Genomic DNA, 25871 nt, shown 5'->3' with positions numbered 1-25871 from the left:
AGATTACTTTCATAGATAAAGGTTTAAAAATAAGCATAGATCTATGCTTATTTTTAACTTTTGAATGCTTGTCAATTAATTATAATAAATCTATAATTGGGATGACTATCTTAGTTCACGTGAATGAAATCCTTAAGGAGTGGAAGTTGAATGGCGTTAACAGCAGGAATAGTCGGTCTTCCTAATGTTGGGAAATCAACCTTATTTAATGCGATTACCCAAGCAGGAGCAGAATCGGCAAACTATCCATTTTGTACAATTGATCCAAACGTAGGTATTGTAGAAGTACCTGATGATCGTTTGAATAAATTAACAGAATTAGTAAAACCAAAAAAGACCATACCCACAGCATTTGAATTTACAGATATAGCAGGTATTGTAGAAGGAGCAAGCAAGGGTGAAGGGTTAGGGAACCAATTCCTATCGCATATTCGCCAAGTAGATGCAATTTGTCATGTTGTCCGCTGTTTTCAGGATGACAATATTACGCATGTTTCTGGAAAAATTAATCCAATTGATGACATTGAAATTATTAATTTGGAATTAATCTTAGCAGACTTAGAAACGGTTAACAAAAGGTATGAGCGTGTAGAAAAACTTGCACGTCAAAAGGATAAAGAAGCAGTAGCAGAGTTTAATGTAATGAAAAAGTTAAAAGAAGGTTTGGAAGCAGAAAAACCTGCACGTTCGCTGGAATTTACGGACGAGCAAATGAAATATGTGAAACAGCTTCATTTATTAACAAGCAAATCTGTATTGTACGTTGCAAATGTTAGTGAAGATGAAATAACAGACCCAGACGCTAATGAGAATGTGCAAAAAGTGAAAGCATATGCAGCTGAAGAAAACGCAGAAGTGATTGTTGTTTGTGCAAAAATTGAAGCAGAAATTGCAGAGTTGGATCAAGAAGAAAAGGAAATGTACCTTGAAGAGTTAGGAATCCCTGAATCTGGTTTAGATCAGCTAATTAAAGCAACATATGAGTTGTTAGGACTGGCAACGTATTTTACAGCTGGTGAACAAGAAGTGCGTGCATGGACTTTCCGTAAAGGAATTAAAGCACCACAAGCGGCAGGTATTATTCATTCTGATTTTGAACGTGGTTTTATTCGTGCAGAGACGGTATCCTATGAGGACCTTGCTCAGAATGGATCAATGGCTCAAGCACGTGAAAAAGGAAAAGTCCGTCTGGAAGGAAAAGATTATATTGTCGAAGACGGCGATGTTATTCACTTCCGCTTTAATGTATAAGTTTTTTAAAATTCGAATGATATAACGAAGAAAAGGATTCTCGAATAGTTGTTTTTTAGAAAAAAATTTAGTATACTTAATTCTTGTGAGTAATTAAATTTCAAGATTACTCCTTGCTCTGATGAAAATAGGCACATTCGTGTTGTTTATTTTTTTCAAAGGAGCCGCTAAGACCAAAAGGAGGTGTAACGGATGAGAAAATATGAAATCATGTACATCATCCGCCCAGATATCGAAGAGGAAGCTCAAACAGCTTTGATTGAGCGTTTTAACAAAGTTTTAACTGATAATGGCGCGGAAATTGAAAAAGTTGATGAAAAAGGCAAGAAACGTTTTGCTTATGAAATCAATGACTACCGTGATGGATACTATATACTTATTAACTTCAAAGGCAATACAGAAGCAGTTAATGAATTTGACCGCCTAGCGAAGTTTTCTGATGATATACTCCGTCATATGGCAATTCGAGAAGATGATCAATAATTAAGGAGTGGTTCTGATGTTAAATCGAGTCGTACTTGTCGGCAGGTTGACGAAGGATCCTGATCTACGTTATACACGTGCGCCACGTTCTGCATAACCGTTGATATGACGGGAAAAGCAGCGTGCTAGCAATTAATTAATGTTAGTAAAAAACTCTAACAATGAACTCCTCTGTGAAAGTCAGAGGTCACACAGAATCTAATATAACAGGGAACACCTCCTTAAGGATTTGAGCTAATAGCTCAATAGCGTTCGTAATGTTATATGTGTGCAGTCTAATACCCCTACATGCTATTTCAATCTGACAATTGGAATGGTATGAAGCTAGGTGAGGTCGTAACCCGAGTAACCTAAGTTTTCATTGTTGAAAATATGGTGAATGTGGTGCGGGATTCCTTAAAAACTTTTCTATGACTACCAACAGTAGTGGGAACTCATGCAGTCTCGTAACGTAGTATTATCCGTGAAAACGGGTAAAATGTAATTCGTGGTTTGTTGTTGTGTGTTCAACTTACTGCCCCATACCTTGAAACAGGATGGGAGATACAATACTAACTAAGATTCAGAGTTGTATCATGAATTACCGGGATAGGGTGAGAGTCTAAGGATAAGTAAATGAAGGGATAGTTGTTAGGGAACGTGGGAGAGCCTATCAAGAGGAGGATGTCAGTCTGTAGAGATTTGATAGGAAGTCAGGAGTTCCATAGTAGTGTGGAAGCAGGGTAATGCCTGTGGAGCGAAGGGAACTAGTCGTTTCTAAGAGATGGTTATTAAAACAAGAGATTATACAAAACGTCATTTGGTTAACGTTATAGGTACAGGCGTGTACTTATAATAATTGCTAATCCACTCTTGTAAGCTTTATATCTTTCTTACTAAGAAGAATGTGAGAACAAAGTGGAGGTTAATTACCAAATCGAGTCTGAAAAGGACTTGAAGCAGACTCTGGACAGATTATACCAACATTCCAGAGAGGGGAAATCCCTAAATGGTCTTTATGAAGTTATCATCAATGAACATACCATCATAACTGCTATTCATGACATCAAGTCAAATAAAGGCAGTATGACGGCGGGTATCGATAGAAAAACCATAAACCATTTTCTACAAATGCCAAGAGAGAAACTTATTCGCACGGTGTTAACGGCTTGTGGAAATTACAATCCGAAGCCAGCGAGAAGAAAGCATATACCGAAAGGAAATACGGGAAAAACCAGACCGCTGGGCATTCCTACTATGCTTGATAGAATTATCCAACAATGCGTAAAAACTGTTATTGAACCAATCATTGAGGCTAAGCTATACGAACATAGCTATGGATTCAGACCGTATAGGTCAACCCATGATGCTATTGCTAGGATAGCACACCTTATTAATATTGGAAGATACAGATACGTCATTGAAGGAGATATTAAAGGCTATTTTGATAATATAAACCATGCAGTACTAATGCGTAAGTTGCATAAAATAGGCATTATCGATAAAAGAGTTTTAGCGATTATCAAGAAAATGCTTAAATCTGGCATCATAGAAGAAGATTTCAAATTCTATGACATAGGTAAAGGTACTCCACAAGGTGGAATCATTAGCCCTATCTTAGCAAACGTCTATCTAAATGACTTTGACTGGATGGTTTCAAGCAGATATGAGAATCCATATTTCTCAGAGGAATTTGCTAATGTCAAAAATGCCCGTAGGAAATTTCGGAGGGTAGGCAGACAACCTGTTTTTCTTGTAAGGTATGCGCAGATGATTGGGTCATATTCACGAAAACCAAAGAAGAGGCTACAAGGTATCTAAAATATTTAAAGAAATATTTTAGTGCAAAGCTGAACTTAGAGTTATCGGAAGAAAAGACACTAATCACTGACTTACAGGAAAGTAGAATGAAGTTTCTTGGTTTCGAAATAGGACTTGCAAGACCTCGTAGGTCAATAGGAAGGACTGGAAACCAAAAGAAACATGAGTTATATGCCAAAATATTGCCTGATTCAAATAATATTAGGCCTAAATGGCGGAAATTCTCAAGGATATTAGACAGATTAGGAGAACACAATGCGATTATCAGAAAGCAGTAATCATTGAAAAAGTGAACTCCAAAATTATAGGTATGGCTGAATATTATAAAATAGCCGTCTGGACAAAAATATTCGATTCATTTGATAATAAAATCTTTACGACTTGTCATTACACTTGGAAAAAGCTTTATCGAAACCAAAATAATGGAAAAGATAAGGCGAACCTGAAAAAGTTTTCCCAGCTTTCCAACAGACAATCGAGACATGCAAAATATACTGCTGAAACTCATGCTGTTGAAGTAGAGGGGCAATGGATAGGAATTACAAAATTCTTACACACATCTTCTGAAGACCCAAAAAATTTTAATCAAAAGATGACACCTTTTACCGAAAAGGGAAGAGAACTCTACTATAAGAAGGCGAAAATGAAGGGAAGACTTAACAGACCACCATTGTATGACAAAAATGAAGATATTTTTAGATTGGCGAAACATAATCTAAATAGTTCTAACCGAGAGAATATCCGTAAATATAACTTCGAGTTCTACATGAACAGAGAGTATGCATTTAACAGAGACAGAGGGAAATGTAAAATATGTGTCGACGATATTTTACCGTCAGACCTGCATTGTCATCACGTTAACCCAAAACTACCCCTCGACAAAGTTAACAAAGTAAGCAATCTAGCTAGCCTGCACAAAGGGTGTCATGAGCTAATTCATGCTAATGACCTACCTAGTGACAGCAAAATAGCTGAGAGAGTCGAGAAATATAAAGCTAAACTCAAAAGTGGCATTTAGCTAAGTCGTATAGTATAACACTATCTCGTCAAATTACGGATCCAATTTGATTCTGTCATGGTAAAACATGACGGATTGGAAACGATGGCGTGCCGTATGCGATGAAAGTCGCACGTGCGGTACTAATGGGGGGAAAAGCTGGAGATAACTTCAAAGGCTTACCTATCCATATCAAATGGCGTTGCTGTAGCTAACTTTACAGTTGCAGTTAATCGGCCTTTTACAAACCAGCAAGGGAATCGTGATGCTGATTTTATTAATTGTGTTGTTTGGCGCAGGCCCGCAGAAAATCTTGCTAACTACATGAAAAAAGGTAGTATGGTAGGTGTCGACGGTCGTGTTCAAACACGTACTTTCGAAGGACAAGATGGAAAGACTGTATTTGTAACGGAGATCGTTGCAGATAGTGTACAATTCCTGGAATCAAAAGGTTCCTCTCAAACAAGAGGACAAGATCCATCAGGATTTCAGCCAAATCATAACCAGAACCAATTCCAGACTCAACATGAAGAGGACCCGTTTAAGAACAACGGAGAGCCTATCGATATATCAGATGATGATTTACCATTCTAAAATTTCATTTAAAGGAGGAGTTATAAATGGCAGTTCGTCGCGGACGTGCAAAGCGTCGTAAAGTGTGTTATTTCACATCAAATGGAATTACACATATTGATTATAAAGATATTGATTTGCTAAAACGTTTCGTTTCAGAACGTGGAAAAATTCTTCCTCGTCGTGTAACAGGAACATCTGCTAAATATCAGCGTAAACTTACAAAAGCAATCAAACGTGCTCGTACTATGGCATTATTACCTTTTGTAACGGATTGACCGCGTAAAAAACCTCTAAATCCAGCTCATACTGGATTTAGAGGTTTTTTATTTTTGTAATAACGAGTTGATTCTTAGCGTACTCTGCGTTTCGGGTAAACAGTAATCATCTTAACCAAGAAAATAAACGTATACAATAGAGCAAACCATAAAAAAGTATCATCAATTGGAAAGAGGATTGCAACGATGGTATATAGAATAAATGGTACAGTGGAAATATAAGCACACATTTTGAAGAGTAATGGGAACTTTAATTTTCGCTGCATGAATTTAGCTATCCATGTGCCAATATAGGCAACGAAGGAAAGCAATAGAAAAACGATGACTGTCATCGGTAAATAATAAAAAATAAAAAAGTAAATCAGTAAGAACAGTAAATTTAAATCCGAACCTGGTTGGCCGGTTGTTGTTAGCCGGTCGATCAGGGAAGGCACTGAAACCAGAAGCAAGAGCATAAACATATACAGGACAGCAATATCCATCCCTGTTCGATTTAATTTAAACATTGCATTTTTAGAAGGAAGCTGAAGGCTATGCAAAAATGTTTTCCAAAAGACCATGATATTCATCCTTTTTACCAAAAGCCACTAAAAAAATAAAGTTAAGATATTCGACTTTTAGAAGATATAATTGATAAAATTGATTCATCCTTTTATTATAATGGGAATCCTATAAAAAGAATAGTAAGTGCATGATATAGTAAGAAACTTTTCAAAAATGACGTGGAAATATTTTTTATCATTTCCAGGGCCAATTACGGTCAAAATCATGTTATCATATTAGAATGACAAACTTACCAATAAGCTAAAAAATATGTATTTTAAGTTATGTTATCAATTGTTGAGGTGCAAAAAATGAATCAGTCGAAACAAATGACAGATGGGGCTCTATTTACAGGGATCTTCATCTTACTTCTATTAATGGCAAGGTTTATTCCTGCCTTTATCGTTATTGCTATATTTTTACTGCCGATACCATTTGTTCTATATACGTTTAAATATAGCTGGAAGCCTTCTTTATTAATGTTGGCAGCTGCGATTCTTTTTACATTGTTTTTCGAAACTTCCGTGACATTACCTTTAACTGTCTTAGTAGGAATCGCAGGAATTTTGATTGGTACTGCAATCCATCAAGGATTATCCCCATATGAAACATGGGGAAGAGGAGCAATTGGCTTTATTGCAGGGTTATTATTTGTAGTTCTTTTTATACAGCTTGTGCTACAAATCAATTGGTTAGAAGAAATTGATATCATGGTTAATGACTCGATGGAAATGAGTCAAGAGATTATGGGGCAATACGGAATAACAGATCAAACGCAGGCTCAGGAACTTCTCAAGGATCAGATTGAACTCATGCAAGATTTGTTTCCAGTTGTACTCGCTCTTATAGCTATTGTATTCGCGTTTCTGACTCAATGGGTTAGTTATAAATTAATTAATCGGCTGGAAAATAGACAATTTCGTTTTCCGCCTTTCCGTTCATTACGGTTCCCAGTTGTAATAATTTGGGTTTACTTCGTAGCCTTACTATTTACGTTTATTGATTTGGATCCTAACAGTGTTTTTTACTTAGCCGTGATAAATATTTTCACATTAACAGGTGTGTTGATGACGATACAAGGGTTGTCATTTATCTTTTTCTATGCAAACTATAAAAATTGGTCAAAAGCAATTCCAATACTTAGCGTAGTTCTGACATTGCTTTTACCATTTCTTCTCCTTTATTTCGTACGGATCATAGGTATAATTGATTTAGGTTTTGGGCTTAGGGATCGGATAGCTCAACGTAAAAAATAAACGGTTGTTAAATAGTAGGAGTGAATTTTTCATGTCAGATGTAAAGAAAAAACCAACATTTAGCAGTCATTTATGGATGATCTATATACTTTCCATTATTTTATTGGGGCTAATTTGGTATTTCGAGTGGAAACTAGGAATCGTAATGACGATATTACTAGCTGTTTCTTTTTACTATAGTATCCGAACGGAGCAAACATTAATTAATGAAACAGAGAAATATATTTCAACCCTTTCTCATCGCATCAAAAAGGTTGGGGAAGAGGCATTATTGGAAATGCCAATTGGTATTCTCCTATTTAGTGAAGAGTATAAAATTGAATGGGCCAATCCCTATATGAATCGATTCGCTGCAGATGATACATTAGTCGGAAATTCTCTAAATACACTCGCAGAAGATTTAATTGCGCATATTAAAGAAAATAAAGATGAGTATTGGTTTGAACTAGAAGGATATAGATTTCAAGCAGTGATTAAGAAAGATGAACGGTTGCTTTATTTATTTGACCGCACAGCTCAGACGGAAATAGAAAATCTGTATCAAAATGAACAAACGGTTTTAGCCATTATTTATCTCGATAATTATGAAGAAATTACGCAAAACATGGATGATACAACGAAGAGTCAGCTTAATTCCAAAGTAACTTCCGTTTTAAATAATTGGTCACATGCTTATGGATTTTATTTAAAACGTACGTCTCAAGATCGTTTTCTAGCGGTGGGGACGAAAGAGATACTGAAGAAGCTCGAGGACTCCAAATTTGATATTCTGGATGAAGTACGTGAATTAAACGCGGATCAAGCCCAGAAGAATCCTGTTACGCTCAGTATTGGCATTGGTGTTGGCAATATGCCGTTGCCAACACTTGGAGAAACGGCTCAATCAGGTCTGGACTTAGCGTTAGGGCGCGGGGGAGACCAGGTAGCGATCAAAGATGAAACAGGAAAAGTTCGATTTTATGGCGGAAAAACAAATCCGATGGAAAAACGGACTCGCGTAAGAGCGCGTGTCATATCCCACGCATTAAAGGAGCTTATCAAAGAAAGTGATAATGTCATTATTATGGGGCATAAAGCCCCCGATATGGACGCTTTTGGTGCAGCTATCGGTATTTTAAACATTGCAAAATCAAATGATGTTGACGGTCATATTGTTTATGATCCAGATGATGTCAATACGGGGATACAGCGCTTGATGCGTGCCATTAAACAGGAGGAAGCGATTTGGCAGCATTTTGTGGAACCAGAAGAAGCTGAAGATATTCTAACGAGCCGCAGTTTAATTGTTGTCGTAGATACACATAAACCAGCGATGGTTTCCAATGAACGTTTGCTGCAGAAAGCTGAATTTAAAGTAGTCATTGACCACCATCGCCGGGGAGAAGATTTTATTGAAAATCCGACACTTGTTTATATGGAGCCATACGCATCATCCACAGCAGAATTAGTTACAGAGTTACTGGAATATCAACCAAAGAAATTAAAACTTAAAATGCTTGAGGCTACAGCCTTATTAGCTGGTATTATTGTTGATACGAAGAGCTTCACATTACGGACAGGGTCACGAACCTTTGATGCAGCTTCCTATTTACGTTCAAAGGGTGCTGATACAGTTTTAGTTCAAAGGCTGATGAAGGAAGACTTGGATGTTTATATTAAGCGAAGCAAATTAATCGAACGCGCAGAGATTTACCGTGAATCCATTGCCATTTCCAAGGCGAAAAAGGGAGAGCGATATGGGCAAATACTTATTGCTCAGGCAGCGGATACGCTTTTAACGATGAGTGGTGTCAATGCATATTTCGTTATTTGTGAGCGTGAAGATGATAAAATAGGAATTAGTGCCAGGTCTCTAGGTGATGTCAATGTCCAAATCATTATGGAAAAAATGAATGGAGGCGGACATTTAACAAACGCTGCTACACAGATAGAGGATACAACCATTGATGACGCGGAAGCATTTTTAAAAGATATACTTGAAGAATACTTTGAGGGGAGAGAATCATCATGAAGGTAATCTTTATAAAAGACGTAAAAGGTACAGGCAAAAAAGGAGAAGTAAAAGAAGTATCAACCGGATATGCTCGTAACTACCTGCTTAAGAAGGACCTGGCAATTGAAGCAACACCAGGTAATCTGAAAGCTTTAGAAGCAAAAGAACGTAAAGATGAACAATTAGAACAGGAAGAAAAAGAGGCAGCCATCGATTTAAAAGATAAACTAGCAGACCTCACTGTAAAAGTAAAAGCAAAATCAGGAAAAGGCGGACGTCTATTTGGTTCGATCACAAGTAAGCAAATCGCTGAAGCACTAAAAAAGGAACATGGTCATAAAATTGATAAACGGAAAATTGAATTAGATGAGCCAATTCGAGCATTAGGGCATACAATTGTCCCTGTAAAGCTTCATCCAGAGGTAACTGGATCGATTAATGTTCATGTTACAGAGGAAAAATAACATCATAGAAATCTCTCGGTTAAAGGGGGAAAAACAATGAGCGAACAGTGGAATGACCGAACGCCTCCACATAATATAGAAGCGGAACAAGCGGTAATAGGGGCAATATTTTTAGAACCAGAAGCATTTTCACAAGCGTCTGAATTGTTGATGCCCGATGATTTTTACCGAGCAGGACACCAACGTATTTTCCAAACAATGATGAAACTTTCAGATCGGGGAGAACCTATTGATCTAGTTACCGTAACAACATCTCTCTCAAACGAAAAAACATTAGATGAAGTCGGTGGGGTTTCCTATCTTACCGACTTAGCCAGTAGTGTACCAACAGCAGCAAATATCATTTACTATAGTAAAATAGTAGAGGAAAAAGCGTTGTTACGCCGCTTAATACGTACGGCTACAGATATCGTAACGACTACTTATGCGAAAGAAGACGAAGTAGAGGATGTCTTAAATGAAGCAGAAAAAAGTATACTAGAAGTTTCCAGCCGTAAAAATTCAGGCTCTTTTAAAGCGATAAAAGATGTCCTAATTGAAGTTTATGATAATATTGAACAACTTCATCAAAACGATGGTGATGTGACCGGCATACCAACGGGGTTTAGAGATTTGGATCGGATCACTTCTGGATTTCAGCGAAACGATTTAATCATTATCGCTGCTCGTCCATCTGTAGGTAAAACGGCATTTGCCCTTAACGTTGCTCAAAATGTAGCTATTAATACGGACGAAAGTGTTGCTATATTTAGCTTGGAAATGGGCGCAGATCAACTCGTTTCGCGTATGCTTTGTGCAGAAGGAAATATTGATGCACAGCGCTTACGAACAGGAAAACTGGAAGCAGAAGACTGGAGTAAATTAACGATGGCGATGGGGAGTCTTTCAAATGCTGGAATTTTCATTGATGACTCTCCAGGAATCCGTGTAAGTGAAATTCGTTCCAAGTGCCGCCGGTTAAAGCAGGAACACGGACTCGGAATGATTTTAATCGATTACTTGCAGTTAATCCAGGGAAGTGCAAATTCCAAGGAAAATAGACAGCAGGAAGTATCAGAAATATCGCGTTCCTTAAAAGGACTTGCCCGTGAATTAAATGTCCCGCTAATTGCTTTATCCCAGTTGTCCCGTGGTGTAGAGTCAAGGCAAGATAAACGTCCAATGATGTCTGACTTGCGGGAATCAGGAAGTATTGAGCAGGATGCGGATATTGTCGGATTTCTATATCGTGATGACTATTACGATTCCGAATCAGAAAAGCAAAATATTATCGAAATTATTATTTCTAAGCAGCGGAATGGTCCGGTTGGCAATGTCGAGTTAGCCTTCGTAAAGGAATATAATAAATTCGTTGATTTAGATCATCGTTATGATTCTAGTGATATTCCGCCAGTATCCATGCAACAAGCATAAAAGGGTGTTACGCAAGCTGTAACGCATCAACTATTTTGAATCAGAGAGACAGAGATGGATTCTACATGATAAGATGTATGAGTATCCGTCTCTTTTTGTTATTTGCTAAACGTCTAAAAGATCGCTACTACTTGAAAAGTTTATCTTTGAAAAAAGGAAGGAAATCAGTAGTTGAAAGATACGAAAACCCGCTTTCATTAATTTCAAAGTAAGACTTTTTATGGAAAGTACGATAAAATAGATCAAGAGTATGTTTGAAAATATAGACAACCCATAATGACATAGATTTTATTTTTTTCCTAAAGTGAGAAAGGGATGTGAATAGCATGGCATTAAAAATTCTAGTAGTAGATGATGAACAGCCAATTGCAGATATTTTAAAATTTAATTTAGAAAAAGAAGGTTATGAGGTAATTTGTGCCTATGATGGGGATAAAGCAATCGAACTTGCTGAGGATGAACAGCCTGATCTCGTCCTACTGGATATTATGCTTCCAGGCAAGGATGGAAATGAAGTGTGTCGGGAAATCAGGAAGACACAAACCATGCCAATTATTATGTTGACAGCAAAAGATTCAGAAATAGATAAAGTGTTAGGTCTTGAACTTGGTGCTGACGATTATGTAACCAAGCCTTTTAGCAACCGGGAGTTGATTGCACGTGTAAAAGCAAATTTACGCAGACAACAGCAAGCTCCTGACGATACAGTGAAGCCCTCAAAAAACATTATTATTGGCAAACTGGTTATTCATCCAGATGCATATTCTGTTTCGCGAGACGGAGAACATATTGATTTAACGCATCGTGAGTTTGAGTTATTGCATTATTTAGCCCGCCATATCGGACAAGTAATGACCCGCGAACATTTACTTGAAACCGTTTGGGGTTATGACTATTTTGGTGATGTACGTACCGTTGACGTTACGGTAAGAAGACTACGCGAAAAAATTGAGGAAAACCCAAGTAATCCAACTTGGATCGTTACCCGTCGCGGTGTTGGGTATTATTTGCGTAATCCTGAGCAGGAGTAGTTGTGCATGAAGAAGGTTGGTTTTTTCCGCTCCATCCAATTAAAATTTATTATTATATATATTTTATTATTACTTATAGCGGTACAAGTGATTGGTTCCTATGTCGCTAGAGAATTAGAATCAGAGCTCCTTGAAAATTTCAAGATGTCTGTGAACGATCGGGTGGAGCTCTTAAGTTATAATTTAGAACAGGCATTTAATAAAGATCGTACTGACGACGAAGGTGAAATGACGCTGGAGGAAGAAGTACAGACGATTGTCACGGATGTTGGAACGGATGCGATTACGAACATACAAGTGATCAATAGCCAAAGCCGTGTCATAGGCAGTAACGACTATAAAAACCGGGATATTATTGGAAAGAAAACAACGGAAGACATTGTACAAAAAACCCTTAAATTTGGATCTTCTTTAGATAATACATTACGAAATGCAAAAACAGGAAATCGGGTTTTTATAAAATCTGTTCCTATATATGATAAAGAAGAAAATGTGATTGGCTCTATATATTTAGAAGCCTCACTGGAAGGTGTCTATGACCAGCTGCAAAATATTAATGAGATTTTCTTAAAAGGCTCCATTTTGGCAATTATTGTATCTGCACTGCTAGGAATTTTAGTTGCCCGGACCATTACAAAGCCAATCGTAGAGATGCGTAGACAGGCGCAGACAATGGGGAAAGGTGACTTTTCACAAAAGGTTAATGTGTATGGTACCGATGAAATTGGCCAGCTTGCAGAGACCTTTAATGATCTCAATGACCGACTGCTCCTATCACGGGCTACAACGGAAAAGGAAAGAAGAAAGCTAAGTTCTGTCTTATCGAATATGACAGAAGGCGTCATTTCTACGGATAAGGCAGGGTACGTATCATTAGTAAACGAAGCTGCTGCAAGATTTATAGGACAAAGTCCCGATCAGATAGCGGGTAAATTTTTACTTGATATACTGCCACTAGAGGAAAAGAATGTCGACCTTACCGAATTGCAGGATAGTGGCTCCATTCTTATCGATTTAAGTGATGATCAGGAGTTTTACTTGCTTCGTGCAAATTTCTCCGCAATTTATGATGAAGAAGACGAAGTGACAGGTTTAATTACTGTTCTAAGTGATGTGACGGAACAAGAAAAGGTAGAGCAGGAAAGACGAGAATTTGTCTCAAATGTTTCCCATGAATTACGTACGCCATTAACAACCATGCGAAGTTATATGGAAGCATTAGCAGATGGCGCATGGGAAGATAAGGAAATTGCGCCTAAATTCTTAAGCGTAGCTCAAAATGAAACGGAGCGTATGATCCGGATGGTTAATGACTTATTGCAGCTTTCCAGGATGGATAATAAAGAATACTCCATTTATAAGGAAAAAATAGACTTTATCGCTTATTTTCATGAGGTCATTGATCGATTTGATATGAATATTCCGGAACATATAACACTTCAGAGGGAATTACCGAAAAAACACTATTTTGTGTGGATGGATAAAGATAAAATGACGCAGGTTTTGGATAACATTATATCGAATGCCATTAAGTATTCACCTGAGGGTGGCACAATTCGGCTGCGGGTAGAAAAACAAAGACACCGTTTACTAATCAGTATTCAAGACCAGGGGCTAGGAATAACGTATGATAAACTGGATAAAATATTTGACCGTTTCTATCGAGCAGATAAAGCAAGAACGAGAAAGCTTGGCGGTACTGGATTAGGTTTAGCTATTTCCAAAGAATTGGTGGAAGCACATTACGGGAAAATATGGGCGAAAAGTAAAGAAGGAAAAGGCACAACAGTGCTTTTTACACTTCCGCTAATGAATCAAAAGCGGGGAGATCGCAAATGAAATTGGAATCCGTTAAAACATTTATTTTATGTGTTCTAGTAGGATTAAGTTTACTGCTTACATTTGGGCTGTGGACTTATCAGCCAAATAATGAACTTACGTATGACACTTCCTATGTGAACGAAGTCGACATCGGAGGGATAGAAGAAACGAAAAAGAGTCTAATCGAGCCCAGATCGATTATTTTTCATAATAATGGACGTTACTTTTCATACACAGACCCATTAAACAGTCAAAATTTATATAAGGATATGCAGTCATGGGTGTTGTATGACTTAACTGTAAGTGACGCTTCTATTCCATCCAATAAATACATGGTAGAGCTCATTTTCCCTGACGCAATCCCGGTTAAGATGCTGCCAAGTCTATTTACATTGAACAAGGATGAACCTTTGCCCAACTGGTCGTTTAAACGTATATTCATTACCTTTGATCCATCGGCTACAACCTTACATGTAACATTTTTGTCAGTCGATGAAAGAAAACAAGCGACCGCTATGATTGATAATACTGGCAAATATGATCTTTTGTGGTCAGCCTTATCTCAATTCGACGATCTAAGTGAATATGTATTATTTGAGCCTGGCGATGAAAAAATTTATTTGCCAAAGAATGACGTACAAATGAAAAAACGCTCCATGGCAGTAAAAGGCACTGATCCGGATATGCTTGTAAACGCCTTGTTTAGTAACCCATCCCTGGTAAGTGCGAATGTTGGCGAAGCATATTTTACGGACGGACAGCGTGGTCTGAGCGTGATGCATGATGAGAAAAATATGGAGTTTATCAATCCGATCAACCCAAACTTTGACCCAATGGATCCAGCCGATTTATTAGATAGCAGCATCTCCAATGTTAATGAACATAAGGGTTGGACAAATACGTATAAACTGGAGAAAATCGACAGATCGGCAAATAGCCTTCGTTTTCGAATGCGTTATGACGGGTATCCAGTCTATAATAGAAATGATTTATCCGTTATTGAACAAGTATGGCGTGAGCAAGAACTGCATCAGTACCGGCGGCCCCTTTTCATCTTAAATAATAGCCTAGGGGAAGATCCGGTTACATTGCCATCAGGCAGTGACGTTATTTTCTTCCTTCAAAATGAGTCGGAGTATGAAATTGATAAAATTAGCGATATTCAAGTCGGCTATCAATTATCCTATTTAGACAATGCAACTTATAGCTTAATGCTTGAGCCCGCATGGTATGTAAATTATAAGGGCCACTGGCAAGAAATAAAGATGAATGATGACCGTGATAAAGGAGGGAATTGAGGATGCAATGGAGCCAAATAAAAACACTATTTATCCTCTGTTTCCTTGTCCTTGATGTGTATTTATTATTTCAGTTTTTTGATAAACAATCGCAGTCCAATATAGGAGTGCTAGAACGACAAGATTCACCAATTGAAGAACAGCTTGAATCAGAAGATATTAAAATAAATTCATTGCCAGAGAAGGTTTCTGATGAGTCATTTTTATCTGTGAAGCCAAAAAGTTTTTCAACAGACGACCTTAAGAAAGTAGAAGGGTTTAAAAATCAAGAACCTTTATCCGTTGATAAGAACTTTATTATTTCTGAATTTGAAGACCCTGTTCCGATATCACCAGGTGACTCGGAAGAAAAGATTGAGGAAACGGTTAAGAAATCCATCATTTACCCAAAGGAATATACATTTTGGGATTGGAATAAGGACTTGAATGTTCTTTTCTTCTTTCAAGAGAAAAAGGAAAGACCGATTTATTTTAATCAAAATGGAATGGTCTTAGTCTTTTTAAATGATGATAATGAAATGATTTATTATACGCAGACAATGCTTGGAGATGCAGAACCGCGTGCAGAGAAGAAAACCTTAATCAAACCGATTAAAGCCATTGAAACATTGTATAAAGCAAATACGTTAAATGCAGGGGATGAAATAACGAAAGTCAATATTGGATTTCATACGAGAGTCCCCTTAGCGAATGGTGTTCAAGTATTTGTACCAACATGGAAAGTGACGGTAAATGAGGAGAAAAATTATTTTGTCAATGCAATCGAAGGATTTGTATTTTCAAGTGATGAGAACAGCTTTATTAGCGACGTTCTTACCGAATATGTAAAAGGTATCCGTCAATTAAAAGGTGATCAAAAGGTAAAGGGCAGTATTTTAAATCAGCTTGAGAAAAAGCTTGAAATAATTCATCGGGGGGAGGAAGATGACGTTTCAGTTTAGTGTACTGGCATCAGGCAGTACAGGAAATGCATTTTATATTGAATCCGATCAAACAAAATTATTAGTTGATGCAGGTTTAAGCGGAAAGAAAATTGACCAGCTGTTAAATGAAGTCAATGTTGATCCAAAGACATTAAATGGGATTTTAGTAACACATGAACATGCTGATCATATAAAAGGACTCGGTATTGTTGCTAGAAAATACAATTTGCCAATCTTTGCTAATGAAAAAACATGGAAAGCGATGGAAAATTCAATCGGAAAGTTATCCGTAGATCAAAAATTCCATTTCGGTATGGAAACTGTAGAAACATTTGGTGATATGGACGTTGAATCATTTGGTGTCTCCCATGATGCAGCAGAGCCAATGTTTTATACATTCCATAAAAATAATAAAAAGGTAGCTCTCGTTACCGATTTAGGCTATGTATCAGAGCGAATTAAAAAGACGGTTGAAAATGCGGATGCCTACATATTTGAAGCAAATCACGACGTGAGCATGCTACGAATGGGACGTTATCCATGGAATGTAAAACGGCGTATTTTAGGGGATACAGGACATATTTCCAACGAAGATTCAGGATTGGCATTAAGTGACATTATCGGAAATCAAACAAAGCGTATTTATTTAGCACATTTAAGTCAAGATAATAATATGAAAGACCTGGCTCGAATGTCTGTTGATCAAATACTAAAAGAACGTGGCATCAACGTTGATTTATTCGATACAGATCCAAAAACACCAACAGCAATGTATAATGTAGCTACAGAAAAGTACTTATCCGTTTAATCTATTTGTAAATGAGGTAATACAGGAAAGTTCGGTTTTACGTTTTGCTGAGGTGTCATGAAAAAGGGGATGGTGTTAAATGGGTTATTATAACGATCACTACCCAAAAAGTCCACGGAAAAAAAATCGCCGTTGGTTAATTCCCATACTTCTTGGAATCATTATAGGAATTTTATTAGTGGTTGTTGTTATGCCAAATCTAATGAATTCTAACTTACCCGATAATAGAGAAGAAGTGCGTCAAAGTGATAATGGAAATAATGTCACAAATAAACAAGTTAATGTTGACGTATCTACTCAAATAACGGATGTTGTAGGAAAAGTGAGTCCAGCAGTTGTAGGTGTTACAAACATCCAACGCTCAGCGGATTTCTGGCAGCAGCAAGAAGTTAGTGAAGCCGGTTCGGGATCTGGAGTAATTTATAAAAAAGAAGATGGATATGCCTATGTCGTAACGAACCACCATGTTATTGAGGGAGCAGACGCCATCGAGGTGGTATTATTTGATGACACACATATTGAAGCAGATTTAATGGGTAGTGATTTATTTTCAGACTTAGCCGTTCTTCGAATGGACAGCAAGCATGTGGAAAAGGTAATTGAAATGGGGACTTCCGGTAGTGTAAAGGTTGGCGAACCAGCAATTGCGATCGGAAACCCATTAGGACAAATGTTTTCCGGCTCTGTCACCCAAGGTGTAATTAGTGGAAAACAACGTACAATTCCTCAGGATTTTAACCAGGACGGACGCGCAGATTGGCAAGCAGAAGTGATTCAGACAGACGCAGCCATTAATCCTGGTAACAGTGGAGGAGCACTGATTAATATTGACGGCAAACTGATAGGAATTAACTCCATGAAAATCCATCAGGAGGCTGTCGAGGGCATTGGGTTTGCTATTCCTATTGATACTGCAGGCCCCATCATTAATGAATTAGAAAAAGAAGGAACAGTAAAAAGAGCCTATTTAGGAGTGGAAATATACTCATTAGATGAAGTACCACAATCCGAGTGGAATCGAACATTGGATCTTCCTAAAGAAGTTGAAGGTGGTGTGTACATTTGGAGTGTCGATCCTTTATCACCTGCAGATAGAGCAGGCATGGAGCGCCTGGATGTTATCACCAAGCTAGATGGAAAAGAAGTGATGAACATGATTGATTTAAGAAAAATTCTCTATCAAGAAAAAGAAGTCGGAGATAAAGTGAAAATCACATTTTATCGAGATGGGAAACAACAGGAAAAAACATTGAAACTGACGGAGCAGGACTAACTAAGTATGACCATAAAAGGCTATTTCCTAGAAAAAGGAGATAGCCTTTTCTTATACACAACTTTCCTCTTTGTCCACAATTTTTAATTAGTTATGCACAAATGTGGAGAACAAGATAATGAAAATCTATATATAGTATAATTTCGACAAAAATCATCAAAATAGCAGGGAACACTTGTGCATATGTGGATAACTCTGTGGATTATTTATCAACATCAACTGGATAATTTTTACGCGTTTACTTCGCGGTACCTCAAAATAGGAATTAATAAAAGAAGCATAACAATATCGAGCCTCGCTTCAAAGGCGAATGACAAAAATCCTTCTGTTAAGAGTATTGGTACTTTGGTCACATAGATGGCCCCGAGCATGATTGTCATTAGTGCAATGCTCGCTATTTTCATATATCTTCTTCCTAAAATAAGCGTTCCCCCTGTGATTTCCACAATGGCAACAAGAAGCAACGTTATACTTGGAAAAGGAAGCCCTAAACCGACAAACATAACTTCAAAATCGGATACAAGTAATTTAAGAAGCCCTGACGTGATAAATACATAACCGATTGCATAATAGACCCACTTTGACATGATGCACCTCCATCCTAAAAGAGATCGAACCAGTACATATCTATGCAGCTTAGTGGACAAACTTTACAACTATTTTGCGAAATTTGCTTTTCTTATTGCTAAATGAGAGGAATAACCATATAATCTTGTTGGTACGCTAAAAAATAAACAGGACGATCTAACCTAAAGGAAGTGTAGGAATGATTCGACGCTTTTTCTCTTATTACAAGCCGCATCGGCGCCTATTTATAATTGATTTTACCTCTGCCGTGATCGTTGCATTGCTGGAGCTTGCTTTTCCAGTGGCGGTTCAGTGGTTTATTGATGACTTACTGCCTGGAGGCAACTGGAATGTAATCGTGACCGTCAGTATCCTACTATTTTTCGTTTACATCCTCAGCACATTTTTGCAATACGTGGTGGTTTACTGGGGGCATAAGTTAGGAATTAATATTGAGACAGATATGCGGCAGGAATTATTTAACCATGTGCAGCGTCAATCTTTTCGCTTTTTTGATAATACAAAGACAGGCCATATAATGAGCCGGATTACCAATGATCTATTTGATATTGGGGAACTAGCCCATCACGGACCGGAGGACTTTTTTATCGCAGCGATGACATTTATCGGCGCATTTTGGATCATGTTTACGGTTAATTTTCAATTAGCACTAATTATTTTGATCATCGTTCCCATTTTAATCGGTCTGATTGCATACAGTAATATAAAAATGAGTGCCGCGTGGCGGAAGATGTACTTTGATATTGCTGATGTAAATGCTCGAGTGGAGGATGCGGTAGCTGGCGTTCGTGTTGTTCAATCGTTTACGAACGAGCAATTTGAAATGGAGCGTTTTACGAAGGATAATTACAGCTTTCGGACGGCAAAACTGGGCGCATACCGGGTCATGGCATTCGTATCCGCTAATATCCATATGCTGATGCGCTTCGTTATTTTAATTGTGCTTGTCATTGGTGCTTGGCTGAGCTTTAATCATAAACTATCCTACGGTGAATTAGTCGCATTTGTTTTATATATGAATGTGCTCTTTAAACCGATTGAAAAAATTAGTGCTCTCCTTGAACTCTATCCGAAAGGGATGGCAGGCTTTAAACGATTTATTCATCTGTTGGATGTAGAACCAGAAGTAGAAAATCGTAAAGATGCCAAGCCTGTTGGGTCGCTAAAAGGAGATATTTCGTTTAACAATGTAACATTCAGCTATGAAAAAACGCAGAGCCCCGTCTTAACATCCATGAATTTTAATATTCATGCTGGAGAAACCATCGCATTTGTTGGTCCATCAGGTGCCGGAAAGACAACGATTTCCTCCCTCATTCCAAGATTCTATGATGTAGATAAAGGAAGCATTACCATAGACGGAATGGACATACGTGATATGACAAAGGAATCTTTGCGGCATCAAATCGGAATCGTCCAGCAAGATGTATTCTTATTTACGGGAACACTACGCGAAAATATTGCTTACGGTGACCTGAGTGCTTCCGACGTGGAAATAGAACGTGCAGCACGTAAAGCACATATGGAAGAATTTATTAAGGAACTTCCAGATGGTTACGAAACACAAGTCGGGGAGCGGGGATTGAAGCTTTCTGGCGGTCAGAAACAGCGGATTGCCATTGCAAGGATGTTTCTAAAAAATCCACCCATCTTAATTTTGGATGAAGCAACTTCAGCACTCGATACGGAAACGGAGATGATCATTCAAAAAGCATTAAATGAATTAGCGAAAGACCGGACAACCTTAATCATTGCTCACCGGCTCGCAACGATTAAAAATGCTGACCGAATCATGGTCGTTACAAAGGATGGGATTACGGAAGACGGAACACATGATGAACTGATCCAGCATAATGGGATATTTGCGCATCTGCACCGCGTACAAATGCAATAAAAAGTTTTGATTAGGAGTTCTGCAATATGGCAGAACTCTGTTTTTATTTCATTTGTCCACAACTGTGGATAAGTTGTGCATAAAAATTCAGAATTTTGCTTTAGAATAGGTTTTGACTTATAGTAAAAGGGAATACAAGGAAGACCGGAGAATGTTCAAAGTAGTTAATAAGGAGGATAAAATGGAACGTTTAAGTGAAGACCAAATCAGGAAAGAACTTGAACAAGTCCCAGATTGGAAACGGGTAGATGAAAAGTGGATAGAGCGAAGATACCGGTTTAAAAATTACTTGGCCGGAGTAAGGTTCGTGGATCAAATTGCTGAATATGCGGAATCGAAACAACATCATCCATTTATCTCGATTGATTATAAAATGGTCACGCTAAAAATTTCCTCTTGGCAAGCAAAAGGACTAACAGACGTAGATTTTGAAATGGTAAAGCACTTTGATGCATTGTATGAACAGGCTGAAAAATAAAAGAGAATAATGGGGAAATGATGTTAGATTATGTCGATATTTCCCGGGAAATGTTGAACATCCCTCTAGCCTATTTCCCGGTAGGAGGATGTTCCACTTTTGCCCATTCCCTTTTTAGCATGCCGTAAATAACATGGTCTACATAATGATCATAAAGCCATTCCCCTTGCCTTATTACCCCTTCTTCTGTAAACCCTAAGCGCTCAGGAATCGAACGACTGCGCTTATTTTCTTTCGCAGCCCGAATGTCAATCCGATTTAATTCCAGTTCATGAAATGCATAATCGACTAATGTATGCACCGTTTTTGTCATAATTCCATGTCCTTGATATGCACTCGCAAGCCAGTAACCAATATACCCGATACGATTTTTCCAATCATACTTATTAAAACCGGCAACCCCCACAAGCACCTCTTGATAGAATATTCCAGTTGTAAGCCCGGTTCCATCCGCATATAGCTGAAACGAATTTTTAATAAAACTGCGTGAATCCTCAACGGTTTTCGTTTCATCTACCCAGGGAAGCCACTGGCGCAAATGCTCCCGTGACTGATCGGTTATTTGAAACAGTGCTTCTGCATCTCGAATCGATAGTATTCTCAGGGAAATATCTTCATTAACGTCTTTGATAAACATGGCAAACACCTCTTTGTACTTACTTTTTACAATTATACCATGGTCCATCAGGAAGTTAAGGGGGATCTTTCGTTTCAACATATGCACTTGTCGTTTATGTTAGCCCAGATATTTTTGAATATGGTAAAATGATACATATAAAAATCTTATCTCATGGAGTGAATGATCTTGGATATCAATACCGAAGCACGTCAGGAAATATTGGATGCAGTCAGTGGTTTATCCGATGAAGTATTAAATAAGAAAGTGGAAGAAGATCGCTGGTCGATTATGCAGGTACTTGAGCATTTGTATTTAATCGAAAAGGCCGTTACCCATTCGATTGCTGATCAAATCGAGAATGGTGAAAACAAAGAGGTATCAAAGAAACCGATCGAAATGTCTGTGGATCGTTCTACGAAAGCAGAGGCTCCATCATTTGCTCAGCCATCTAATGAATTTATAACATTGAATGAAATGAAAGAAAAACTAGCGGCTTCCAGAGCGGATTTAACGAAGCTGGCTGAATCTGCAGAAGCGAAGATTTTAGAACAAAGAACGTATCCACACCCGGCATTTGGCGATTTAAGTTTGAAGCAGTGGATCCCCTTTATCGGTTATCACGAAAAAAGGCATCTTAAACAAATAGAAGAAGTAAAGCAAGAACTTGTAAGGTAAATAAGGTGAAAGGGGTTCTAACTTCTGCGTATGAAAAGGCATGGACTCTCTTTTAATAGAAGCATCAAATAAGCCCTCCCTAAACATGGAGGGCGAAAGAAGGGAAATATATTTTTAGTAACCAACTTCAACTGCCGCATTCACCATATACATTAAATCATTTTCATCCCCTTTATCATCCAAGATAATCCCGCTGCTTGTTGCCATCCCGCCATCTGTAACCTCAACATGAACAGAACCATACGGTATGACTTCTTTAATGTGATCAACATCTAATTTATTTCGATCAAGCGGAACAGCAACCTTTACATTCACTTTCATATTCTCCAAACGCTGTTCTGGAAGACTTTTCTCAATCCCAGGCATGGAATTTTTATAAATCGCATCCTCAACCGCTCTTCTGGCAGCCTTTGTAATATCCTGACCATGTACATCAATGCCCATCCCTGTTTGGATAAATAAAACTTGTTCCATTTTCATATGAACCGCTCCTTTCCATCCGTTATATGTTAAGCATATCCAGTTCTTCTTTATTTTCACTATATAAATACCTTTCCCAAGAGAAAATAGGATCAAACACATTATGGCAAATGAAAGATTTTTGGTAAACTAGGAAGTAATGAGAGAATGCGAAAAAAGGGAGTTTAGCCGTTGAAAATAACAATCGTATCTGTTGGAAAATTAAAAGAAAAATATCTAAAAGAAGGCATCAAAGAATATTTAAAACGCCTTGGTGCCTATGCCAAAGTAAATATCATTGAAGTAGCAGACGAAAAAGCTCCGGAAACGATGAGCGAATTAGAAATGCAGGAAGTGAAGCGAAAAGAAGGTGAACGCATTTTGTCTAATATTTCTCAAGATGCGTTTGTCATCACCCTGGAAATAAACGGGAAAATGTTAAGTTCTGAGCAACTCGCATCGAAATTGGACGGGCTTGCGACCTACGGAAAGAGCAAAATAGTATTTGTGATCGGCGGGTCACTCGGGATCAGCGAAGCGGTGCAGAAGCGGAGTGATCTTGCGTTGTCCTTTTCTAAAATGACATTTCCGCATCAATTGATGAGGCTGGTGTTGCTAGAGCAGGTGTACCGGGCTTTTCGGATTATGAGGGGGGAACCGTACATCTTTCAAGGGTAAAATATTAAGCGAATCCATAAATTCGCTCAACATTTTACTAGCCCTTTCTTCCAGCATCCAAGGTTTTATTGGTTCATCGAATTCAATATGAATTGTATTCACAACATCTAAAGCATTATGCTTTAATCCCTCTAGTGTGAAGTCAAAGTGTAAATTGATTCTTTCAATAAGTCTTTCAACCCCTTGCGTTGCCTCCATGGTTATTTGTATATCCTTAATAATCAAACGAAGAAGTTCTTTTTGTTTCTCAGGATTTGCATCCCTCATTACCTTTTCAAATTCACTTAAAAGGTTATGTAATGCTTGAGTATCAATAGGTGTTGTATCACACTCATCTAATTCGGTATTCAACACTTCAAGCTTGTTTTGGAGATTTGATTTCTCTTCTGTCAGTTCCGCTAGCTTCGGTTTAAAAATAGACACTAGAGATGGATCATCCATTAATTGTTCCGTGATGTTATTGATACGTACTTCTACTTTATTTAATTTAGACTCTAATATTCTGATTTCATCATTTATTGGAGTCATTGCTTGGCTACGTTTTTGATTAACATCGTCAATTATACGTTTTAATACATATGGTTCAGATACAATTCGTTTTAATTCTTCAAACACTTGCTGTTCAGCTCGATCTGCACGAATGGAATGGGCACTGCATGCTCGACTTCCTTTATTATGAAATAGTCCACATACATAATAACGGTACTTTTTACCTTTTGAACCTGTAGATAATCCAGAAACCATTCCGTATCCACATTTAGGGCATTTAATAAGTCCATTTAATATATATGGTTTGTTGGATTGTGCAGGTCTTGTAGTACGTTTTTTGCGCATCTGATGCACCTTATTCCATTGCTCTTCATCAATAATGGCTTCATGTTTTCCATCAACTAGGATGTAATTTTTGTTTTTGCCTTTCCGATGTTTCTCTGACCAATTTTCGTACATATTGAAGCGGATTTTCCCAATATAAAGTGGATTATGCAGTATCGTTTTAATTGTGCCGATTGAGAAATCGCATCCTCGTTTTGTTTTATATCCCTTAGCATTAATTCGGGAAACTATTGCCTTATAGCCTAAATCTTGTTCAGCATAATCAAAAATCAGGCGTATAACATGAGCTTCCTCTTCGTTTACTACCAATAGTTTGTTAACACTTTCATATCCAAAAACTCGTCCACCATTGTAATAACCTTGCTTAGCTCTTTGGTTCATACCCATTTTTAAGCGTTCAATGATTGAGTTTCTTTCGTATTCCGCAAAGTTACTTGAGATTTGAAACATCATTTTACCCATGGGTGTTGTTATATCCATATTCTCCATAAGACTGATTAAACTGATATTAGACTGCTGACAACGCTCTGCAATTTCCAAAGCATCTTTAGATTTTCGTGATATACGATCAATCTTATATACAATAACAGTATTGAATTGGTTGTTATTGATTTCCTTTAATAGTCTTTTCATTTCAGGACGGCCAGATATGTTCTTTCCGCTTACACCTTCATCCACATACCTTGAAACTATTTCCATATTGTTTCTTTTTGCATATGCTTCGATTTCTTCAATTTGTGCTTGAATACTGTACCCTTCTGTAGCCTGTTCTTCGGTACTAACACGAGCGTATAGTGCGGCAGGAATGGTATTAGTCATTTAAGTCACCTCTATTATTCATTATTGTTTCGTTTTCTTCTTCTAATTTCTGCATAAATCCGTTAACCCGATTTTTAGCAACGGGAATACCTTGGATCAAGGATGTTTTGTGCATCATTTCCATAAGCCTAATGGTATCTTCATACGTGAATGTATTGAACTGAGAATTTGAAATATAGTCGATGAATTCCAACTTTTTATTTAGTACTTGTTTGTTTGACTCGCTATAGAGTGGTTCGGCTATTTTAAAAGCAATATCGTGTAGTTTGGTTCTATCTTCGCTAATTGGTTGAATTGGTAAGTTGGAATTAACCCATTCTTTATAGGGGATGCTCACCTTGTATTCATCGCACGTTTTAATCAGTTCATATATTTGGTCACGAAACTGTGCTTGATATGTAGTGATTATTACATCTTGAGTATTAATGTCCAAGGCATTGGCCAACTTTATAGCCTTATCAAAGGAAGGGGTATACTTTCCATTTTCTATATCACGAATGTGACTATGTGATATTCCAGTTTCCTCTGAAAGCTTTCTGTAACTTAAACCTAATTTAGTTCTATTGTTCTTAACAGATTCCGCAAAGTTCATTTTCATCACCTCATTATTATTATAATTGTA

Annotated in this window: 25 protein-coding genes and 2 pseudogenes; 21 read left to right on the top strand and 6 right to left on the bottom strand. The window is 37.7% G+C overall.

Annotation, left to right across the window (positions count from 1 at the left end):
• The first annotated feature begins 150 nt into the window (after window positions 1-150).
• The 7 genes and pseudogenes from ychF to rpsR all read left to right on the top strand — a co-directional run bounded on the left by ychF (window position 151) and on the right by rpsR (window position 5382).
• Window positions 151-1251 (top strand): redox-regulated ATPase YchF, encoded by a 1101-nt coding sequence (gene ychF, locus GZ63_RS0100650; RefSeq protein WP_029265868.1) that lies wholly within the window; start codon window positions 151-153, stop codon window positions 1249-1251.
• Window positions 1252-1443: 192 nt separating this feature from the next.
• A complete protein-coding gene (gene rpsF, locus GZ63_RS0100645) occupies window positions 1444-1734 on the top strand; it encodes a 30S ribosomal protein S6 (RefSeq protein ID WP_029265867.1) in 291 nt (96 codons plus the stop codon).
• Window positions 1735-1750: 16 nt separating this feature from the next.
• Window positions 1751-1816 (top strand): annotated as a pseudogene (locus GZ63_RS17760) (single-stranded DNA-binding protein); the annotation flags it as partial.
• A gap of 815 nt (window positions 1817-2631) precedes the next feature.
• Window positions 2632-3534 (top strand): reverse transcriptase domain-containing protein, encoded by a 903-nt coding sequence (locus tag GZ63_RS17755; RefSeq protein WP_051681338.1) that lies wholly within the window; start codon window positions 2632-2634, stop codon window positions 3532-3534.
• A 211-nt stretch (window positions 3535-3745) separates the two neighbouring features.
• Entirely contained in the window at window positions 3746-4552 is an 807-nt protein-coding gene (locus tag GZ63_RS17745; RefSeq protein ID WP_051681337.1) for an HNH endonuclease, read from the top strand.
• A 174-nt stretch (window positions 4553-4726) separates the two neighbouring features.
• Window positions 4727-5125, top strand: a pseudogene (ssb, locus tag GZ63_RS0100635) (single-stranded DNA-binding protein); the annotation flags it as partial.
• 26 nt (window positions 5126-5151) lie between these two features.
• A complete protein-coding gene (gene rpsR / locus GZ63_RS0100630) occupies window positions 5152-5382 on the top strand; it encodes a 30S ribosomal protein S18 (RefSeq protein ID WP_029265865.1) in 231 nt (76 codons plus the stop codon).
• Window positions 5383-5456: 74 nt separating this feature from the next.
• On the opposite strand, the gene GZ63_RS0100625 is transcribed toward rpsR, so the two are convergent.
• On the bottom strand, window positions 5457-5942 hold the full coding sequence (locus GZ63_RS0100625; RefSeq protein ID WP_029265864.1) for a DUF1189 family protein: 486 nt from the start codon (window positions 5940-5942) through the stop codon (window positions 5457-5459).
• A gap of 294 nt (window positions 5943-6236) precedes the next feature.
• On the opposite strand from GZ63_RS0100625, the gene GZ63_RS0100620 reads away from it, so the two are divergent.
• The 10 genes from GZ63_RS0100620 to GZ63_RS0100575 all read left to right on the top strand — a co-directional run bounded on the left by GZ63_RS0100620 (window position 6237) and on the right by GZ63_RS0100575 (window position 18205).
• A complete protein-coding gene (locus GZ63_RS0100620; RefSeq protein ID WP_029265863.1) occupies window positions 6237-7181 on the top strand; it encodes a YybS family protein in 945 nt (314 codons plus the stop codon).
• A gap of 31 nt (window positions 7182-7212) precedes the next feature.
• The gene (locus GZ63_RS0100615) at window positions 7213-9192 is read left to right on the top strand and encodes a DHH family phosphoesterase (RefSeq protein ID WP_029265862.1); all 1980 of its coding nucleotides are present in this window, start codon (window positions 7213-7215) and stop codon (window positions 9190-9192) included.
• Window positions 9189-9638 (top strand): 50S ribosomal protein L9, encoded by a 450-nt coding sequence (rplI, locus tag GZ63_RS0100610; protein ID WP_029265861.1) that lies wholly within the window; start codon window positions 9189-9191, stop codon window positions 9636-9638. Before GZ63_RS0100615 ends, rplI begins: the two co-directional genes overlap by 4 nt.
• A gap of 36 nt (window positions 9639-9674) precedes the next feature.
• The gene (gene dnaB, locus GZ63_RS0100605; protein ID WP_029265859.1) at window positions 9675-11051 is read left to right on the top strand and encodes a replicative DNA helicase; all 1377 of its coding nucleotides are present in this window, start codon (window positions 9675-9677) and stop codon (window positions 11049-11051) included.
• 326 nt (window positions 11052-11377) lie between these two features.
• The gene (gene yycF / locus GZ63_RS0100600) at window positions 11378-12082 is read left to right on the top strand and encodes a response regulator YycF (protein WP_029265857.1); all 705 of its coding nucleotides are present in this window, start codon (window positions 11378-11380) and stop codon (window positions 12080-12082) included.
• Between the two features lie 6 nt (window positions 12083-12088).
• On the top strand, window positions 12089-13921 hold the full coding sequence (gene walK, locus GZ63_RS0100595; protein ID WP_029265855.1) for a cell wall metabolism sensor histidine kinase WalK: 1833 nt from the start codon (window positions 12089-12091) through the stop codon (window positions 13919-13921).
• The gene (locus tag GZ63_RS0100590; protein WP_029265854.1) at window positions 13918-15201 is read left to right on the top strand and encodes a YycH family regulatory protein; all 1284 of its coding nucleotides are present in this window, start codon (window positions 13918-13920) and stop codon (window positions 15199-15201) included. The genes walK and GZ63_RS0100590 overlap by 4 nt, the downstream gene beginning before the upstream one ends.
• 2 nt (window positions 15202-15203) lie before the next feature.
• Entirely contained in the window at window positions 15204-16142 is a 939-nt protein-coding gene (locus tag GZ63_RS0100585) for a two-component system regulatory protein YycI (RefSeq protein WP_051681335.1), read from the top strand.
• Window positions 16126-16932 (top strand): MBL fold metallo-hydrolase, encoded by an 807-nt coding sequence (locus tag GZ63_RS0100580; RefSeq protein ID WP_029265850.1) that lies wholly within the window; start codon window positions 16126-16128, stop codon window positions 16930-16932. The genes GZ63_RS0100585 and GZ63_RS0100580 overlap by 17 nt, the downstream gene beginning before the upstream one ends.
• A 79-nt stretch (window positions 16933-17011) precedes the next feature.
• Complete coding sequence (locus tag GZ63_RS0100575) at window positions 17012-18205, top strand: S1C family serine protease (protein WP_029265848.1); 1194 nt, start codon at window positions 17012-17014, stop codon at window positions 18203-18205.
• Between the two features lie 230 nt (window positions 18206-18435).
• Here GZ63_RS0100575 and GZ63_RS0100570 read toward each other — a convergent pair whose 3' ends face one another.
• A complete protein-coding gene (locus tag GZ63_RS0100570) occupies window positions 18436-18792 on the bottom strand; it encodes a DoxX family protein (protein WP_029265846.1) in 357 nt (118 codons plus the stop codon).
• Window positions 18793-18971: 179 nt separating this feature from the next.
• Between GZ63_RS0100570 and GZ63_RS0100565 the strand changes: the two genes are divergently transcribed.
• Window positions 18972-20687, top strand: a complete 1716-nt coding sequence (locus tag GZ63_RS0100565) for an ABC transporter ATP-binding protein (RefSeq protein ID WP_029265844.1) — start codon at window positions 18972-18974, stop codon at window positions 20685-20687.
• A 181-nt stretch (window positions 20688-20868) separates the two neighbouring features.
• Window positions 20869-21165 carry a 4a-hydroxytetrahydrobiopterin dehydratase gene (locus GZ63_RS0100560; RefSeq protein WP_029265843.1) on the top strand — a complete coding sequence of 99 codons (297 nt, stop codon included), beginning with the start codon at window positions 20869-20871 and terminating at the stop codon, window positions 21163-21165.
• Window positions 21166-21235: 70 nt separating this feature from the next.
• Here the strand turns inward: GZ63_RS0100560 and GZ63_RS0100555 are convergent, their stop codons facing one another.
• The gene (locus tag GZ63_RS0100555) at window positions 21236-21802 is read right to left on the bottom strand and encodes a GNAT family N-acetyltransferase (RefSeq protein ID WP_029265841.1); all 567 of its coding nucleotides are present in this window, start codon (window positions 21800-21802) and stop codon (window positions 21236-21238) included.
• Window positions 21803-21964: 162 nt separating this feature from the next.
• Between GZ63_RS0100555 and GZ63_RS0100550 the strand changes: the two genes are divergently transcribed.
• Entirely contained in the window at window positions 21965-22459 is a 495-nt protein-coding gene (locus GZ63_RS0100550) for a DinB family protein (RefSeq protein ID WP_226374284.1), read from the top strand.
• A 114-nt stretch (window positions 22460-22573) separates the two neighbouring features.
• On the opposite strand, the gene GZ63_RS0100545 is transcribed toward GZ63_RS0100550, so the two are convergent.
• Window positions 22574-22933, bottom strand: coding sequence for a Lin0512 family protein (locus GZ63_RS0100545; protein WP_029265837.1), 360 nt, complete (start codon window positions 22931-22933; stop codon window positions 22574-22576).
• A gap of 177 nt (window positions 22934-23110) precedes the next feature.
• On the opposite strand from GZ63_RS0100545, the gene rlmH reads away from it, so the two are divergent.
• Window positions 23111-23596, top strand: coding sequence for a 23S rRNA (pseudouridine(1915)-N(3))-methyltransferase RlmH (gene rlmH, locus GZ63_RS0100540; RefSeq protein WP_029265835.1), 486 nt, complete (start codon window positions 23111-23113; stop codon window positions 23594-23596).
• On the opposite strand, the gene GZ63_RS0100535 is transcribed toward rlmH, so the two are convergent.
• Together GZ63_RS0100535 and GZ63_RS17010 are read right to left on the bottom strand one after the other, a co-directional pair.
• Complete coding sequence (locus GZ63_RS0100535) at window positions 23534-25249, bottom strand: recombinase family protein (RefSeq protein WP_038220788.1); 1716 nt, start codon at window positions 25247-25249, stop codon at window positions 23534-23536. The two genes, rlmH and GZ63_RS0100535, sit on opposite strands and share 63 nt — an antisense overlap.
• On the bottom strand, window positions 25242-25841 hold the full coding sequence (locus tag GZ63_RS17010) for a helix-turn-helix domain-containing protein (protein ID WP_051681334.1): 600 nt from the start codon (window positions 25839-25841) through the stop codon (window positions 25242-25244). Before GZ63_RS17010 ends, GZ63_RS0100535 begins: the two co-directional genes overlap by 8 nt.
• Window positions 25842-25871: the final 30 nt, after the last annotated feature.

The organism is Virgibacillus alimentarius, from assembly GCF_000709085.1.
GTDB lineage: Bacteria > Bacillota > Bacilli > Bacillales > Amphibacillaceae > Virgibacillus_B > Virgibacillus_B alimentarius.
This window is presented reverse-complemented; position numbering and strand designations above follow the sequence as displayed.